Origin of the sequence: Paenibacillus sp. RC84 (assembly GCF_041260495.1) — a bacterium.
Classification (GTDB): Bacteria; Bacillota; Bacilli; order Paenibacillales; family NBRC-103111; genus Paenibacillus_F.
Genome location: NZ_JBGBYL010000013.1, coordinates 12,965 through 29,354, shown reverse-complemented (window position 1 = coordinate 29,354; position 16,390 = coordinate 12,965). Strand labels below are relative to the sequence as shown.

The following is a 16,390-nucleotide window of genomic DNA, read 5'->3' as shown; positions in this document are numbered from 1 at the left end:
GTTATGGATCTTTATGTATCTATTTACATTTCATCCATTTCGAATCTATTGGCCTACTTCCTCTTTTCACCCCTATCTTCCGGATTATTCGTACTGTGACAAAAGAACGATTTTTTGAGTTCCTCACTTCAAGACCATCCATAACATTCAGCAACAATCTTTTAGCTTGCGCTTTTCAGCCTGTCCGGTATCACTTCCATTTTCGTACCGTTCAGAAAATGGGGTTCTTTCTTAATTTTGCATGTTCATCGGAAAGGAGATCTATGTATGAGTAAATTGCTGCGTCTTTCAAAGATTTTTCATCCGAAATCCGGCCGCGCTTTCATGCTTCCGGTTGATCACGGCACCACCTACGGACCTCTTAACGGAATCTCCTCCATGCCGGCTTTGCTTCGTATGGCCAACCGGTTCCGACTGCAGGCTATCATTGCTCATAAGGGAGCCATCCGTCGTGCCCTTGAAAGCAGTGAATCGCCGTGGGGAACCGAATTTATTCTCCATCTCTCGGCGTCCACTCAAATGTCACCGGATATGTCCAATAAGCAAATCGTATCGACTGTCCGTCACGGCCTGCAAATCGGGGCTATCGGCCTTTCCGTACATATTAACCTGGGCGTCCCCCAGGAACATGAGATGCTGCGCGACCTCGGTCTTATCTGTGATGAGGCTTATGCTTGGGGCCTTCCGGTCCTGGCAATGATGAACGTTCCTGAAGAAGATCTTTCGGGGGGAGCGGCGGCGACCAATAAAATAGCCCATGCGGTCCGTATTGCCGGAGAATTGGGCGCGGATCTTGTCAAAGTCCAGACGCCGGTTACTCCCCAGAGAGCGGCTGAAGCCGTAGCCGCTTTTAACATCCCCGTGCTGATGGCCGGAGGAAGTTCGGTCGGCGACAAGCTGGCTTTTTTCCGTGGGATCAGGGAGATGCTCGATGCCGGGGGCAAAGGTCTGTGCATAGGCCGGAATCTGTTCGAGGATTCCCGTCCCGATGATATGTGCCGTGCGCTCGGAGATCTTGTTCATAAGGACTGCAGCGCGGAGGAAGCTTACGAGACCTACTTAGCCTCCTCCTCCCGCATGCCGCTTATCACGAAGCAGACCGACCCCGGAATTGCCGCCGTACAATTTGACCCCTGGGAGGAATACGCATGATCATTGATGGCCACGCCCACATATCGAGACAAGATTACAGCAGCCCCGAACGGCTGCTGGACGATATGAATTCAGCGGGTATAGACAAAGCCGTCCTGGTGCCGGGCGGCATGCTGGACGTTAGGCGCATGACCCGGTACATCACCGGAGCGGAAAAGCCGATCCTGACGGATCCGCCCAACGATACCGTGCTGGATATTATCCGTGAATACCCGGACAAATTTTACGGAATCTGCTGCATTAATCCTAACGACGGGGCTCCGGCGGCTCTAGCTTCTCTGGAGAAGGCCTATCGAAATGGCTTCAAAGGCCTCAAGCTGTCACCTCTTGTCCATCAGATTTCTCTTATGGGAGACGTCGTTAAAGAGCTTGCCGCCTTGTGTGGGGACTATGGAATTCCCTTCTATACGCACCTAGTTATTCAAGCAACCGCAAACACGGCCGCACTGGGTTCTCTCGCCGAAGCTTTTCCCGGTACTAACTTCGTTATCGGCCATATGGGATTCGGCCCGCTCGATATAGATGCCATAGAATTAGCGGCACGAAGGGAAAATGTTTACCTGGAAACGTCTACGGGCAACCCGCTGGCGATTCAGACCGCTGTTAAACTGGCGGGGCCGGATAAACTTATGTTCGGTTCGGAGTTTCCCTTGTCGGACCCATTCGTAGAAAAGGTCAAAATCGACCGTCTCTCTATCTCCGATGCGGATAAGGAAACGATTTTACATCATACGATTTCACGCTTGCTTGGACTATAATATTCGCCGTATAAGGAGGGAAAGCACGTGGCCGTAACAGCCAGAAGCCAAATGGAATTGATGTCCGGACAAAAAGCGGCGGACAGGTTCGAGCCGCACGTCCGGTGGCTTAACAGCCTGACCGAACGCGGAATGTCGGTAGAGAACCTGAGCCAGGCGGAAGTGGATGCTTATCACCGGAGGGCCTTACGCAGTTTACTTCAATTTGTGTATGAAACCAACGAGTTTTACAAACAGCGTATGGATATCACTGATCTGACTCCCGAAGAAGCATCCAATCCGGCTTTATTTGCCCAGCTGCCCTTCCTGACAAAGGAAGACTTGCGCAATGATCCGCGCTGCATCATTTGCTCGCCTGATCTGGCTCATATCCATACTTCGACCGGCACAACCGGAGGCAAGCCGATCTTCATCGGCCATACTTTGAATGATCTTTATCGGCTGGATACGGCCCCCCGCTACCCATCCCTTATGCAGAACACGCGAAATACCGTAGTCGGAAACGCCCTGCCCTACGAAATGAGCTCGTCCGGGCTTTCATTCCATCGGGTGTTCCAATATATGCAGGACTGCTGCGTACTGCCTGTCGGCAAAGGGGGAGCTTATTCTCACCCCGATAAGGCTCTTGAGTGCATGCTGGCTTGGGATATGCAAACCTTGATTATTGCTCCTTCCTACGCCGTGACCCTGGCTGAACATGCGCAGAAACTAGGAATGGACCTTCATCGGGATTTCAACTTGCAGCATTTGTTTTTGACCGGTGAAGGCGCTTCACCCGCTCTTCGCGAACGGATCGAACGGATCTGGAATACACCGGTGACAACCTGGTACGGGTCGCTTGAGGTAGGTCTGATCGGGATCGAATGCCTGGAGCACCAAGGTTACCATTTGGCAGAAGGCCATATCTATACCGAAATCGTTCATCCTGTTACGGGGGAGCCCCAAGCTCCCGGCATCGTCGGCGAAGTCGTTCTCACTACCCTGATGCGCGACGGCATGCCCATAATCCGGTACAAAACCGGAGATCTCGGCTGCATTGAGGAAGGTCCCTGCCCTTGCGGCTGCCGTCTGCGCCGTTTGCAGCTGAGAGGACGTATGGGCGATCAGCTCGCCCTTAACAGCGGGAATTTTTCTCCCCTGTATCTGGAACAGCAGCTCCTGCAAATCGGCGGAACAGGAAACTGGTACCAATTTATCGTTGAAAACGGGGAGCTTTCCATACTCGTCGAAGCTTCCGATTCAAGCGTACACCGGGCGGAGCTATTATCGGAGATAAAGCTACGTATCGAAGCGAGCATCCAGCAATCCTGCGACGTTCAAGTCGTGGATTACGTGGAGCGAGACGCGGGAAAAGCCCGCCGGGTTATTCGACTATAACAAGAGGAGATCTGCGAAATGAGTAAAGCGCTGAAAGAAACGCCTGATATTAATCCGAAGGCACCTAACGATTCCACCACCCAGCCAACCGAAAAACCGGCCGAAGCGAAAGCAAGCGGTACAGCCACTCCGGTTTCCAGCCTTAATCAGGCCAAAAATAAACCTATCGCGCCCGTGCGCAGCAAATACGCGTGGTTCGATATCAGTTCTTTAACCACACCGGAGCAATGGGGCGCTATCGTACAAGCTCTGCCTCATCAGAAATTCACCGGTGTCGTAGCCAACGAGCAGCAGGTGAAGCAGCTTCCTCCGAATTTGGATAAAATCACCTATGTCGAAGGAACCCCTTCTCCCGATAAGCTGGCGGCTTTAAATGAAGCCTACGACATCGTTATTTTGGAACCGTCGGTGATCGGCGGCAGCTGGTTCAGACGCAACCGTGAGGCCATTACCTGTAAAATCGGCACGAGCGTGAATGTAACGGACCCTGAGTCTTTGCAGCTCGCCGTAGCCATGACCCACGAGGTGTCTCTGCTAATTGTCGAATTCCGCGACGATACAAAAATTCCGCTTGAAATCGTTCTGGCGGACGCCCAGAATTTCGGTACCGAAGTGGTCATGAAAGTACGCGACGATGTCGAAGCGAAAGTCGTCTTCGGCGTACTCGAATGCGGGGCGGATGGCGTCCTGATCGCGTCGGGCGATCTCGGCCAAGTATATGCGGTCGGCGAAGTAATTACTTCAACGGGCCAAAAAGGCGGTCAGCCGCTTCAGAAGCTGACCATTACACGGACGGAGCATGTCGGCATGGGCGATCGCGCCTGTATCGACCTGACGAGCTATCTCGGCCTCGACGAAGGCGTGCTGCTCGGTTCCTTTTCCTGCGGGGGCATTCTTGCCTGCAGCGAGACACACCCGCTTCCGTATATGCCGACGAGACCTTTCCGCATCAATGCGGGCAGCCTGCACACCTATGTGCTGGCGCCGGATAACCGGACCTGGTACTTGTCCGATCTGCGATCGGGAATGGAAGTCCTCGTCGTCAGCACATCCGGCAAAGCGAGACGCGTTTCGGTCGGCCGCGTGAAAATCGAACGGCGCCCTCTGCTTTATATCGAAGCCCGGGCGGAAGACGGAACGACTCTTAATGTCATTATGCAAGAGGACTGGCACGTGCGCGTATTCGGCACAGAGGGCCAGCCGATCAACATTACGACATTAAAGCCCGGCGACCAGGTGCTGGGCTATACGATGGACCCCGGCAGACATGTCGGCGTGAAAGTTGACGAGCTGATTATCGAACAGTAAGCGTCGTTTCTAAAACCAGATCCTTCTCGATCTGCAAGCCCATACCCATTTAAGGGGGAACATCCTGTGTCCGTGAAATTTACCGCCCTTATGGAGCGATTGGAACAATCACCTTTCTATAGAAAACACCTTTCGGCAGAGGAACGGGAAATAAGAGATATTTCCCGCATCGGCGAGCTGCCGCTTACGACCAAAGACCACCTCCGTGAAGCGGGTCCCTGGAATCTGCTGGCGGTGCCGCCGGAGGAAGTCTGCCAGTACTTCGAAACGTTCGGAACGACCGGCCTGCCCGCTTCGGCTTGGTACACAGTCCGGGATCTGGAGGCGGGAGGCCGTCAGATCGGCGATTCCGGCCTGCGCCTTAGACCCGGGGACCGGCTGCTTAACCGGTTCCCTTACGCGCTGTCCCTGCCGGCTCACCTGGTTCAACAGGCCGCGCGGCAGGCGGGCGCATGCGTGCTTCCGGCCAGCAGCCGGAATACGATGACGCCATATCCGCGCATCATTGAACTGCTGCGCAAGTTGAATGTAACGGTGATGACGGGCCTTCCCCGCGAGATGGAAATACTGGCAGAAACCGCACGACTGCACGGTCTCGGCTGCCGGGAAGATTTCCCTCACCTCCGGGCCATCGGCGTCGCGGGAGAACTTCTGGCCGAGTCGCGCCGGAAGAAGATTGAAGAGCTTTGGGGCGTGCCGGTTTACAACTTGTACGGCTCTACGGAGACGGCCAACATAGCCGCGATGTGCGAGCACGGCATCCTGCATGTGGCCGAAGACGATTTCTTCGTGGAAGTGCTGCACGAAGACCTGTCAGCGGCGGTTGAGCCCGGCGGGGGCAAAGGTCTTGCCGTGATCACAACGCTGACCCACGAGGGATCCCCCCTTCTCCGTTATTTGAACGGGGACGTGATCTCCCTCGAAGAAGTCAACTGTCCGTGCGGAAGAAGCGGACGCAGGCTGACCCATTACGGACGGCAGCTGGACAGGCTGGAGGTTGCCGGCCGGATACTGGAACCGGCGGACATTCATGACGCCGTGTATTCCCTGCCGGATCTGCCGGATGCCTGGAAAGTAACGCCCGCGCAGGACGGGCTTCACTTCACGTTCGAATGGCAGGGCAAAGACGCCGGAGTGCTCGCGCGTTTTGCGTCCATTCTCGCCGAACAGCTTCAGCTTCCGGTTGTTGTGGAACCAGGCGAGCCCGGAGCCCTTTTCGACCGCCGCCTGCTTGTTGAGCGCCAGGTCAGTACCAAGCCGCTTTACATCGTAAAGCCGGCAGAGGTTATGCTTTAAACCGTCGTAACGTTCGGCGTCTACTCCCGATAGGGTCGAATACAGCAAAATCCCCCGCGCCTTACTTGGCCGGGGGATTTTATTTGTTTGTCGGCGAAAGGTCTTCAGACTTGAACGAATGGCTGTTTCCTGCTTAAAAGCTCTCCAGCCTTCTCGCTGGGTAACGGAGGACTGATGAAAAAGCCTTGTCCGATCGTGCATTGATGCTCCTGGAGGAAATGAATCTGCCTCTCATGTTCGATGCCTTCTCCGATAAGCTGGAATTTTAAATGCCGGCCCATATCGATGATGGTTCGGACAATAGCTTCCGTGTTGGCATTGAACGTGATTTCTTCTATGAAGGTGCGGTCGATTTTAATATGGTCGATAGGCAGTTTATCCAATAAGAAGAGGGAGGAATAGCCGGTTCCGAAATCATCGATCGAAAGCTTGACTCCAATCTTCTTCAATGCGGTCAAAATCACGAGAGACTGATCCAGATTCTGCATGATGCTTTCGGTAATTTCAAGCTCCAGATGAGCCGGGTTCATGTCGAATTCTTCGAGGACGCTTTGGATGGTTGAGACGAGCTGTTTATCCTGGAATTGTCTTACGGAGATATTGACGGCCAGACGGATTTCCGGCAGTCCCGCTTCCCTCCACTGTTTGTACTGGTGACAGGCTGTGTGAAGCACCCATTTGCCGATAGGCACGATAAGCCCCGTTTCCTCGGCGATCGGAATGAACTCCCCTGGCGTGACAACCCCGAGTTCCGGGTCCATCCAGCGAATCAGGGCTTCCATCCCTACGATCTCTCCGCTGGCCAGGTTAATTTGCGGCTGGTAGTGAAGGGTAAACAGCTGCTTCTCCAGGGCTCTGCGCAGCCCGTTCTCCAGCTTAAGCTTCCGGGCGAGCCGGTTGTTGTGCACCCGGTAAAACTGGTAATTATTTTTCCCGTTTTCTTTGGACAGGTACATAGCCATATCCGCATGTTTGATCAGTACATCACGGTCCATGCCGTCCTGCGGGTAAATACTGATGCCGATACTTGTCGTCGTATAGACCTCGTGCCCGTGCAGCTGGAATGGCTGCTTAAACTGATCCAGCACCGTCTGGGCCTGGACACGGACGCCCTCTTCCGTCACCCCTTCAAGCAAAATGACGAATTCGTCCCCGCTGTGCCTGAATACGGTATCGGACGGACCGAGACATGCCTGCAGCCGTTCGGCAACCTGTCTCAGCAGAAGATCGCCGTATATATGACCAACGGTATCGTTAATATTTTTAAACCGGTCCAGGTCCAAAAAAAGCACCGCCAATTGCGATCCCATCTGCCCGGCTCTCTCGATCGCCATATATAGACACTCGTTGAGGTAGCTGCGGTTAGGCAGCCCCGTTAAGGTGTCATGGTAAGCCATATGATTAATCTTTTCCTCGGCCTTCTTGCGTTCCGTAATGTCCTTGCCGATACTCATGCACGCGGGCTTGCCCCCGTAATTAGTTGCAACGAGTACCAGTTCGCAGCTCCTTACCTGACCGTCCAGACGGACATACCTTTGCTCCATGCGGGCGGAAGCCCCTTTTTCCAAAACTTCGTTCACATGCTCCAGGGCATTCTTGCGTGATTCCGGATGGAGAAACCTCAAGGCCGATCGCCCTAAAAGTTTGTTCACGTCTTCCGCACCCAGTGATTGGACGGCAGCCGGATTGGCATAGACAAGCTTGCCCTTCTGCTGGACCACAATCGGCTCCGGGCATATTTCGATCAAACTCCGGTAACGGTTCTCGCTTTCTTTAAGCCGATCGCGTTCTATGATCATCTGCCTGAAGAAATAGCTTAATGCGGCATAAACGACCGTATTAAACACGACACCGACCAGATTGGCCCGGAGATAATCGAACTGGACCGTGCTTGAATAGGTGAGCAGAAAAAGCAGAAAGCCCGCTCCGACAATCGTCGGTACCCACAATCCAGGAAGCAGGAAAGCATACAGCAGCAGAAGAGTATACATGATGGAAGGAAGTTTGAAATAGTCGATGTTGTGAAGCAGAGTAAACAAGGTAATATAGGCTATCGAAGCGAGGATATGTTGCAGCACAACTGATTTTCTCAGGAATACGGCGGATAGAACGGTCGTCAGGAATATAAACACTTTAATCATGTGGTCCTGTCCGACCGAGAACAAGTTGTTCACGATAGTGAGTACAAGAAGCGTTAATAAATAAGCCTTGCCATTTCGGATAATGTGCCGATATACGGGACTAGACCTCAGCTGCCTCATTCAAGTGCTCACTTTCTTATGGAATTATAACCTTCATACATTTACCATTTATTATCATTATAGCAGATATCTACTAGACTAAAGGGATACATTTCTCTTGTTTTAGTATAAATTTATTTTTGTAAAAGAAATAAAACCGGCCGCACATGACGACCGGTTCCGAATATGACTCATTTCGTTTTCGCTGCACTTTCTACTACCGGTAAACGACCCCGGCTTGGGCTTTAAGCACATCGCGCAGCAGCATATAAGCTTCTCCGTTGGTCAGCTTCGATTTGTTCTCGATCGCTTCGAAAGTCGCCGGTTCGACCAGCTTCTGTTCCAACACATAAGCGGCCGATTCGCTCCGTCTTACTTTAGCTCCCACCGCCTGAGATATGGTCCAGGCCGCCTGATCCCACGTCAGTGCGATGTCTCCGGGTTTGGTCAATCCCTTGACCGCCGCATCCGCGCCGCCGCTTACGGCTTTGGGGTAGGTCCGGCCAAGCACCGTCTTCATCGTGTTAAAATGGTTGGCAAACCGCCGCGGGTTGGACGGCTCGTCCAGCTGAAACTCGTTCTTCTCGCCTCCCGCGGCGATACCGAGACTTACGGCAGTTTTCAAGCCTTCGTAAGCTTTATGTTTGGTATACGTCGGTGCAGCGAATTTGTAAGGCTCCAGGCGCACGCCCTGTTTCACCAGGGTTTCCTGCAGTTCGGTAACCATCGGCTTCGACAAGGACAGCTCTCGGAAGCTGACCTTGTTTTTGGCCGCCACCGCGGCCGCGGCACCTGCCGCTTGACCCGACGCCATCCCGACCGGGACGGTCCGTGCGGATCCGTGGGGCAGCGAATCAAAGCTCGCCGAACGTCCGACCACCAGCAGCCCGTTTATTTTCTGCGGGACCAAGGCCCGGAACGGGACGGCGTACTGACTCGGCTTCAAAACGATATCCCCGCGATACTTGGCGTCCGTACTCTGGATATCGAGGTTGTAGGAGCCGTAAGCTATCTTGTCCCACTGATCGCGGTTATCGAGCGCGTCTACCATAGTAAGCCGGTATTCGCCGATCATATGGCGCGTTTCCCGGACATACAGCTCGGGAGCGGAGCCGTCCAGTTCGAGCGGCGCAAGTTCCGGGAATTCTTTCTTCATATAATCCAGCACATGCGGGAGCTCGGCACGGCCGATTTCCATTCCTTCCTTGACGGAAGCGGGGTCTAGCGGATTAACCCCGAAGATCTGCAGCGCATTGATCAGAATCGATCCGTCGTTCTGGCGGCCGATGTTCAAGCCGCGCATGCGAACCCGCTCGGGGTTCGTCGATTTGTAATCCCACATGGCCGAGTATCCCCAGCCGCTCATGGCATCGGCGCCCATGCCTCTGAGCAGATGCGGATCGTTCTCGCCGTTCTTTTTCATCTGCTGCCAGATTTCTTCGGTCATTCCTTTTAAACGGAATACAAGCGTAACGGCCATGAGCGATTTGTCATCCCCAAGATCCTGACGTCCGATTGTAAAAGGCACGCCGGCGGCCGCAGCCACGTCTCCGTCCTGTGTGGCGTCAATGACGGCCCGGGCACTCACTTTGTGTTCTTTGCCGTCCGCCGTCGTGATATTCAATCCCGTTACGGTCTGCGATCCGTTCACCATCGGCGTAAAGCTCTTGGCATGCATCAGCAGGTCGATTTTCTTCTCCTTCCGCACCAGGTCGTAGAATGCGTTGGCTGCGGTTGTCACGTCAAACGAAGTGCCTTCAATCCCCTTGCGCCATTCCAGGAAAATTCCCTCATTCAGAAACTTGCCGGCGTCGGATTTCCCTTCTTCGTTGGGCGCGAAGCTGTTGTCCAGGCTGTTAAGCCAGCCCTCGGTGAATAAGCCCCCCAGCACAACCCGGTCGCGGTTCTCCACGAGAAGCGTCTTCTGCCCGTTGCGGGCCGCCGATACGGCCGCGGTGATGCCTTCCGGGTCCGTACCCGCGACGATCACGTCGTATTCGGACTCGGGCGCTTTAATCGAGGCCACTTTCTTGACGGATTGGGACTGACCGGGCTTGACCGTATCCGTCCCTTTCCAGGCCGACCAGGCCCACCAGCTTAAACTGATCAGCAGCAGAAAAGAAAAAGCGCTTATTAATCCCATTCCCTTACGGGGATAAGTACGTGATTGACTCTCTTTTTTTCTCGAATCCGTCGTTTGCGTCATCTTCAACCTCATCCTTCTGCGAAATAGGTTCCCCTCAATCCCCTGGTGAATAAGCCGTCGATAAATCTCTTATTTAGACGAAGTTTGGCGAGGATAGGTTTCATTTTGACTGTCCGCAAGCGAACCCGCGGGGAGACAGCCTGCCCGTTCCGTTCCTTAACCGGAAAAAAGGGTTCCTTCTCAGGAACCCGTCGCTCCACGGGTCTTCCCGCAGGAGATGAGATGCACATTACATTATCTCGGTGTATAAAAGTTTTGTGTGTAATATACGTTCATGGAGCCGCCGAAGTAAACTCCGACGCCCAAGCGGGTGGTATCGCCCATTATGTTTTTGCGGTGTCCGGAGGAATTCATCCAGCCGTTCACCACTTCAATCGGTCCCGAGTAGCCGGACGCGATGTTCTCCGCCGCACTCCAGAACTTCAACCCGTCCTTCTCCATCCGTTCGAAAGGAGAGAGTCCCTGCTTGTTTGTATGATCGAAATACCCGTTCACGGCCATATCCTCGCTGTGCTTGCGGGCCGTCGATGCGATAGAGGCGTCCCATTCGAACGGCGTCTTGCCGTGACGGACGCGAATGGCATTCGTCAGATCGAACGTCTGCTTCTCGTAGGCGATCCGCTGATCCTCACTGCGCGAGGCTAAGGTGCCTGAGCTGCTGTTTGCGGCGGACATGGACGTATCCTGGACGAGCATGCCGATCAGCTTCCCGTTGTCGTTCGTGTCGAAATAGAAGCTGACATTCAGCCCGTCCGTCTCGAACGAAACCGCGTTTTTGACCGTACCGCGGACAGCTTTGGCGCCTGTCATTTTCATCCGGACCGCCGCCTCGTTCATAAGCGTCGTCACTCCGTTCGCTTCCGTCCAATTACCTGTGACCGTATACAGCGCGGCGACTCGGCCGTTCTTGATTCCCGCCTGCAGATAGTGCTTGTAGTCCGTGGTGTCGTATATGTACCAGGTCAGCCCGCTGCCTCCCGTATCTTTGCGGTCGGGTTGGCCCAGCCGCTTGATCAGGTCCGCTTCCGTATCGCCTACGGCCGCACCCTCAATCACAAAATGCCGGGCTTCCGGGCTTTCCGTCTTAGTGCTGCCGTTACTATCCGGCTTGTCCACCACGGCGACCGTTCCACCGGGTGCGGTCCCGCCGGCGCTGCCGGAATTATTCGGGTTTTCCGAATAAGCGACAGCGACGAGATCGCTCTGCACGCCGAGCAGATTTTGCAGGAACTTCAGCGCTTCCGCGCGGGTTAAAGCGTCATCGGGGCGGAATCCGTTCTCGCTCCCGTCCGTTTTGCCTTGAGACAAGCCCTGATCCAGCAAACGCTGCACCGCTTCCTTGGTTGAAAGCAGATTGCCCTGCGTAGCCGCAATCAGTCTGGCCGCATCTCCCCGTAAATAAGGGGAAGTTGTATTCTTAAGCAACGGCCAGGAATAAATAGCCGCTTTGGTATAATAGGGATCGAACCATTGGGAGCCTGCCGCCGTTCCGGACCCCACTTTGTTATAAGCGCGCAGCAGCAATGCCAGAAACTCCGGTTCGGTAACGGCCTTATCCGGCCGGAACGTGCCGTCCGCATAACCGTCCGTCATCTTGTGCTCATACGCCCAGCGGATCGTTTCTTCAGCCCAGTGGCCCTTGGTGTCCTTAAACGCGGATTTATAGGAAGGGGACGTCTGGGACGCCGCAGCGGCCTTATAGCCATTCCCGCCCAGTCCTGAAGCCAGCAGAGCTGCCGTTAAAAAACCGCCGATCAACATTTTGCCTGTTCTAGTTCTCATACCCTCACTCCTTGATCGGAATTATGATGCCGCTCTTCTATTCTAGCGAATCATGGGGACGGGGTAAATTGATAATTTGATAGATTTTGGCGATTGAAGAAGTTTTTTCTTCGTCAGGCGGGTCGGAACCCTCTTTCCCGGCATACTAAAAAGACCGCCTGTCGGCGGTCTGTATGTACATGTACTTAGAGAATGAGCCAATTCATGGGGGAAATGATGGTCGAGACGACAGGATTTGAACCTGCGACCTCTTGCTCCCGAAGCAAGCGCTCTACCAAGCTGAGCCACGTCTCGATTACTCGGAAATAGATCAATTCGATACTAAATATTATAGCACAGCGGCAAAAGAGTTCAATACTCCTCTTACGCAAAAATGATCCGTAAAAAGCCGGCAATCACCCGGCCGTCCAAACTATTTTACATCTTCTATCGTTGAAAGAGTACATACGCGTAAAGTAAACCTTCACAAAGGAAGATCCTCATGATTGAGATCCGCAATTTATCTAAACAATATAAAAATCACCCGGCTCTCACCGGGGTGAACCTGGAGATCGGACAAGAGATGTTTGGCCTGCTCGGGCCGAACGGCGCCGGCAAAACAACGCTCATGCGCATTTTGTCCACTCTGCTTGAGCCTACGGAAGGTACTGTTCGCGTGGGAGGCTTGAACCTGCTTTCGGATGCGGAGCATATCCGCAAAATCACGGGCTATCTCCCCCAGTATTTTCATCTCTACCCGCAGCTCACAGCCTACGAATTTCTGGACTATGTGGCCGTCATGAAAGGCATCAAAAGCGCCCGTGAGCGCAAATCCCAGATCGGCGAGATTCTGCAGCAGGTCAATCTGACCGACAAAGCGCGCGCCAAGATCAAAACCTTCTCCGGCGGCATGAAACAGCGTCTGGGGATTGCGCAGGCTCTCCTCGGGGACCCCAGGGTGCTCATCGTAGATGAGCCCACGGCGGGGCTGGATCCCGAGGAGAGGGTCCGCTTCCGCAATCTCCTGAACCGCTCCAGCCTGAGCCGGACGGTACTGCTGTCCACGCATATCGTCGCGGACATCGAGAGCAGCTGCAGCCGGGTAGCGGTGCTGCACCGTGGACGCGTCGCCTTCGCGGGAAGTCTCGCCGGCCTGCAGGAGTGCGCCGAGGGTCTGGTCTGGGAAACGGAGCTCAGCGAGCGGGAATTTGCGGCCTATGAGCCGCATGAGGTCGTAACCGCCCGCCGGACCGACCACGGCATGCTCTGCCGCATCGTGTCGGCGACCCCGCCCGCGGGGAATGCCGCAGCCGTGAAGCCCACGCTGGAGGACGGCTACCTCGCGCTGATCGGAGGTGACCGGCGTGCATAGATGGCTGCGCGCTTTTTCGCTGGAACTGCGGCTGCTGCGCAGCAATCCCGTTCTTCTGGTCCTCCCGGTTCTGTTCGGAGCCTGGATGGTCTACTCTCTCTCAGGAATCGCTCCTCCTGTATCGCAGGACCTTTATTTGTACGTGTATGACTTTCATAAGGTGAAGCACACGCTTACTTTGGGTGCGGCCATGCTGCTGGGCATCCTGCTTATCCGCAGGGATACCGCCAAAACAGCCTACGAATGGACGGCGGGCCTTCCCGTCTCACCTGCGGTCCTTTTCAGCGTGAAATATGCGGCCGGGCTCTTGTATCTTTCCTTGTTTACGGCGGCCATGGCAGTCGTGTATGTGTGCTTTGCCCTTCACTACGGCATCGGCAGGCCTATCATGCTTCGGGAGCTTTCCTTTTTCGCAGTCCAGTACGAATGGTCCTATATGGTTACTCTGGCCTTGGCTATGCTTCTGGCCATCTCCATCCGCAACCGCATCGTGTATCTGATCGGCTTTTGCGCGTGGGTTTTCGGCACGTTTTTTATCGATCAATTCATTATCGAACGTCTCGGCATTCTGGAGCTGCGGGTACTGAAGCCCTTCCATCTCAGCGGGATAACGCTCGATTCCTTCTACGCCAATGAAGCATGGGGACCGTGGATAAAAGAACGGGAAACTTGGCTCGCCAGATGGTTTGTACTCAGTTTCACCCTGGTCCTGCTTACCGTTTGCGTTACGATTCTGAAATGGGTCCGTCCGAGCGGAACACGCGCCAGATGGGCGGGCGCCCTGATTCTTTTTACCGTCTTGTCCGCGGGCTCTTATTACACCTATGTGGGATTCTGGACTCCGCATTTTGCGGCATACCGGGAACAACTTCGGAACGCACCGACAGAATCGGTCTATAATCAGCGCACGATTACTCAGTTTACCGTCTCTTCTTACAAAATGGAGCTGGCCCCTGCTTCTTCGGATGGACTCAGGGCCTCTGTAAAAGTGTCGCTCCGGCCCGCGGATTTGCCCCAGGGCGACGTTTCATTTACCCTGCATGATTATTTTCACGTGGAACAATTGCTGCTCGATAATCAGCCTGTATCGTTTACGCGCCACGGCAATTTAGTTTCCGTCGAGAGTCGTCATTTTGACTCCTCCAAAAGCAGCCAGACGCTTACCTTCAACTATGAAAGCAAAGGAATCAATTGGACATACGGACCGCAGCAGGGTGAGCAGATTATTTCTTTCGTCATGGACCCTTATCTTTACCTGCCCAATTCGGCAGCATGGTATCCTTTACCTAACAACGGACCGCTCTACCTTACCGATGAGCGCAAAAAAGGGCTGTTCTACGGCGGACCGCAACCCCTGGCTCAGCCAGCCGATTTCGATGTCACTTTTAAAGGGTTTTCCAACCTCATCTACGGTTCTATTACGGAAAAACAAGGTGCCGCGCGCATCCAGCATTTTGAGCAGAAGGGTGTACAACATCTGACCTTCATAGCGGGAAACCTTATTCAGTTCAGTGACGCCAAGGGCAGTCTCAAGCTGCAAACAACTCCGGGCAACCGGCTGGAAGCCGACCTTTTCTGGAAAGATATGTTGAGGATGAAAGCTTATTATGAAGCTCTTCTGCAGACAAATCTAAGCGCCGTGCGTAACATCGTGTACCTGTCTTACGGGAATCTGATTTCTCCGGACAGCCGTCAATCGGCGGTTGCGGGAAGCAGCTATTATATCAACGAATCCAGAAATCACAACCTGGACGATTATCAGCGTATTCGGACCACTTATGCTCTCCTGTTCGGAGATGACTCCTACCAGAGCAGTTACGCTGAGGTTTCCAAAGATGCGAACGGTAACACAGATGAGACCATCAAGCCTTCCATTTTCATGGAAATCCGTGCCGCGTTTTTATATCTGTATTATCGGGACGGACTTCAGCTTACGGAGGAGCAAATCAGGAGCGTTCAGTTCTCGGACCAGTTTCTTCCGAAGGATCGAATGACCGGCGACCGGGGTCTCGGCCAACAGATCAAGAACCATATTCTCCTTCAAGTCCGTGAGGCATTGGATGCGGGAAAAACGGAAGAAGTGAAAAAAGTGCTGGCCTCTTTTTATAAAAAAGGTCTTAGCGCTCCCGACGCCCCTTTCCGCTATCCGGTAGTCACTCTCGATGATTGGAACCGGGAATGGGCAAAGGTGTTCGGATCGTGAGTCTTTGGCTGCAGGACCTCAGAGGATTTAAAAGCATGTGGGGCTTGCCTCCGCTTCTTTATGTACTTATGCTCGGATGTGCTATCTGGAGCTCGGATCCGGAGCAGCCGGGCAATGCATTGTTTTACGGGGAGCTTGCCTTCTACCCGCTCGTTGTCATGCTTTGTGCCGCGCTGTTTCATCGGGAGCTCGGAGGGCCCCTGGAAATTTACGCGACCTTTCCCCAGTCCCTGACAGGGATGGCGGCCCGTAAAGGACTGATCCTGCTTGCCGTCTGCACGGGCTATCAGGCTGCCTGGTTTACGGCCTACCAGGCGAAATTCGGTGCCGTAACAACGCTGGTGTATTCTTACGGCCCTGCCGGTCAGTCTTCTATGCGTACCTTACACAGCTTTATGCCGCTTCTGCTGCAGATGCTGCCGGCTCTGCTGTTTATCGCCGTTTTTACCTTTACAGTTATGCTTACGGTCAAGAAGCTCTACGCCGGACTTTTTGCAGGGCTCGCCCTGTGGATGCTCGATATTCTTTCACACGGGAGCTGGCTTCCTTACTTCACCATTTATACGGTCCATATTCAGGAGCAGTCTAAGGAGATCCCGGATCTTTTTCTTCCGAACCGCCTTGTTCTGCTGTCTGCTGCACTCGTTTTAACCGTAATCTTGAACTATACGGTTCATGACCGCAGCCGCTGGATTGTCTCCGAAGAAGAATAATATA

11 protein-coding genes and 1 tRNA gene are annotated in these 16,390 nt (G+C 53.9%); 8 read left to right on the top strand and 4 right to left on the bottom strand.

Annotated features, from left to right (window positions below):
- Window positions 1–267: 267 nt before the first annotated feature.
- The 5 genes from ABH899_RS25755 (at window position 268) to ABH899_RS25735 (ending at window position 5,891) form a co-directional block, all read left to right on the top strand.
- On the top strand, window positions 268–1,152 hold the full coding sequence (locus ABH899_RS25755; RefSeq protein WP_370001583.1) for a class I fructose-bisphosphate aldolase: 885 nt from the start codon (window positions 268–270) through the stop codon (window positions 1,150–1,152).
- Window positions 1,149–1,910 (top strand): amidohydrolase family protein, encoded by a 762-nt coding sequence (locus tag ABH899_RS25750; RefSeq protein ID WP_370001581.1) that lies wholly within the window; start codon window positions 1,149–1,151, stop codon window positions 1,908–1,910. Before ABH899_RS25755 ends, ABH899_RS25750 begins: the two co-directional genes overlap by 4 nt.
- Window positions 1,911–1,937: 27 nt before the next feature.
- The gene (locus ABH899_RS25745; protein ID WP_370001580.1) at window positions 1,938–3,287 is read left to right on the top strand and encodes a phenylacetate--CoA ligase family protein; all 1,350 of its coding nucleotides are present in this window, start codon (window positions 1,938–1,940) and stop codon (window positions 3,285–3,287) included.
- An 18-nt stretch (window positions 3,288–3,305) separates the two neighbouring features.
- Window positions 3,306–4,595: a 3-dehydroquinate synthase II family protein gene (locus ABH899_RS25740; protein WP_370001579.1), complete on the top strand. Its 1,290-nt coding sequence runs from the start codon at window positions 3,306–3,308 to the stop codon at window positions 4,593–4,595.
- A 66-nt stretch (window positions 4,596–4,661) separates the two neighbouring features.
- Window positions 4,662–5,891, top strand: a complete 1,230-nt coding sequence (locus ABH899_RS25735) for a phenylacetate--CoA ligase family protein (protein ID WP_370001577.1) — start codon at window positions 4,662–4,664, stop codon at window positions 5,889–5,891.
- 104 nt (window positions 5,892–5,995) lie between these two features.
- On the opposite strand, the gene ABH899_RS25730 is transcribed toward ABH899_RS25735, so the two are convergent.
- The 4 genes from ABH899_RS25730 to ABH899_RS25715 form a co-directional block, all read right to left on the bottom strand.
- The gene (locus ABH899_RS25730; RefSeq protein ID WP_370001575.1) at window positions 5,996–8,152 is read right to left on the bottom strand and encodes a sensor domain-containing protein; all 2,157 of its coding nucleotides are present in this window, start codon (window positions 8,150–8,152) and stop codon (window positions 5,996–5,998) included.
- Window positions 8,153–8,348: 196 nt separating this feature from the next.
- Complete coding sequence (locus ABH899_RS25725; protein ID WP_370001574.1) at window positions 8,349–10,337, bottom strand: FAD-dependent oxidoreductase; 1,989 nt, start codon at window positions 10,335–10,337, stop codon at window positions 8,349–8,351.
- A 234-nt stretch (window positions 10,338–10,571) separates the two neighbouring features.
- Window positions 10,572–12,119 carry a CAP domain-containing protein gene (locus tag ABH899_RS25720; RefSeq protein WP_370001573.1) on the bottom strand — a complete coding sequence of 516 codons (1,548 nt, stop codon included), beginning with the start codon at window positions 12,117–12,119 and terminating at the stop codon, window positions 10,572–10,574.
- A 217-nt stretch (window positions 12,120–12,336) separates the two neighbouring features.
- Window positions 12,337–12,413: transfer RNA gene (locus tag ABH899_RS25715), tRNA-Pro, on the bottom strand.
- A 187-nt stretch (window positions 12,414–12,600) separates the two neighbouring features.
- Here ABH899_RS25715 and ABH899_RS25710 point away from each other — a divergent pair.
- From ABH899_RS25710 to ABH899_RS25700, 3 genes are read left to right on the top strand one after another with little or no spacing between them, the layout of a single operon-like run.
- Window positions 12,601–13,470 carry an ABC transporter ATP-binding protein gene (locus ABH899_RS25710; protein ID WP_218231370.1) on the top strand — a complete coding sequence of 290 codons (870 nt, stop codon included), beginning with the start codon at window positions 12,601–12,603 and terminating at the stop codon, window positions 13,468–13,470.
- Entirely contained in the window at window positions 13,463–15,673 is a 2,211-nt protein-coding gene (locus ABH899_RS25705; protein WP_370001571.1) for an ABC transporter permease, read from the top strand. The genes ABH899_RS25710 and ABH899_RS25705 overlap by 8 nt, the downstream gene beginning before the upstream one ends.
- Window positions 15,670–16,386, top strand: coding sequence for a hypothetical protein (locus tag ABH899_RS25700; RefSeq protein ID WP_370001569.1), 717 nt, complete (start codon window positions 15,670–15,672; stop codon window positions 16,384–16,386). Before ABH899_RS25705 ends, ABH899_RS25700 begins: the two co-directional genes overlap by 4 nt.
- Window positions 16,387–16,390 lie beyond the last annotated feature (4 nt).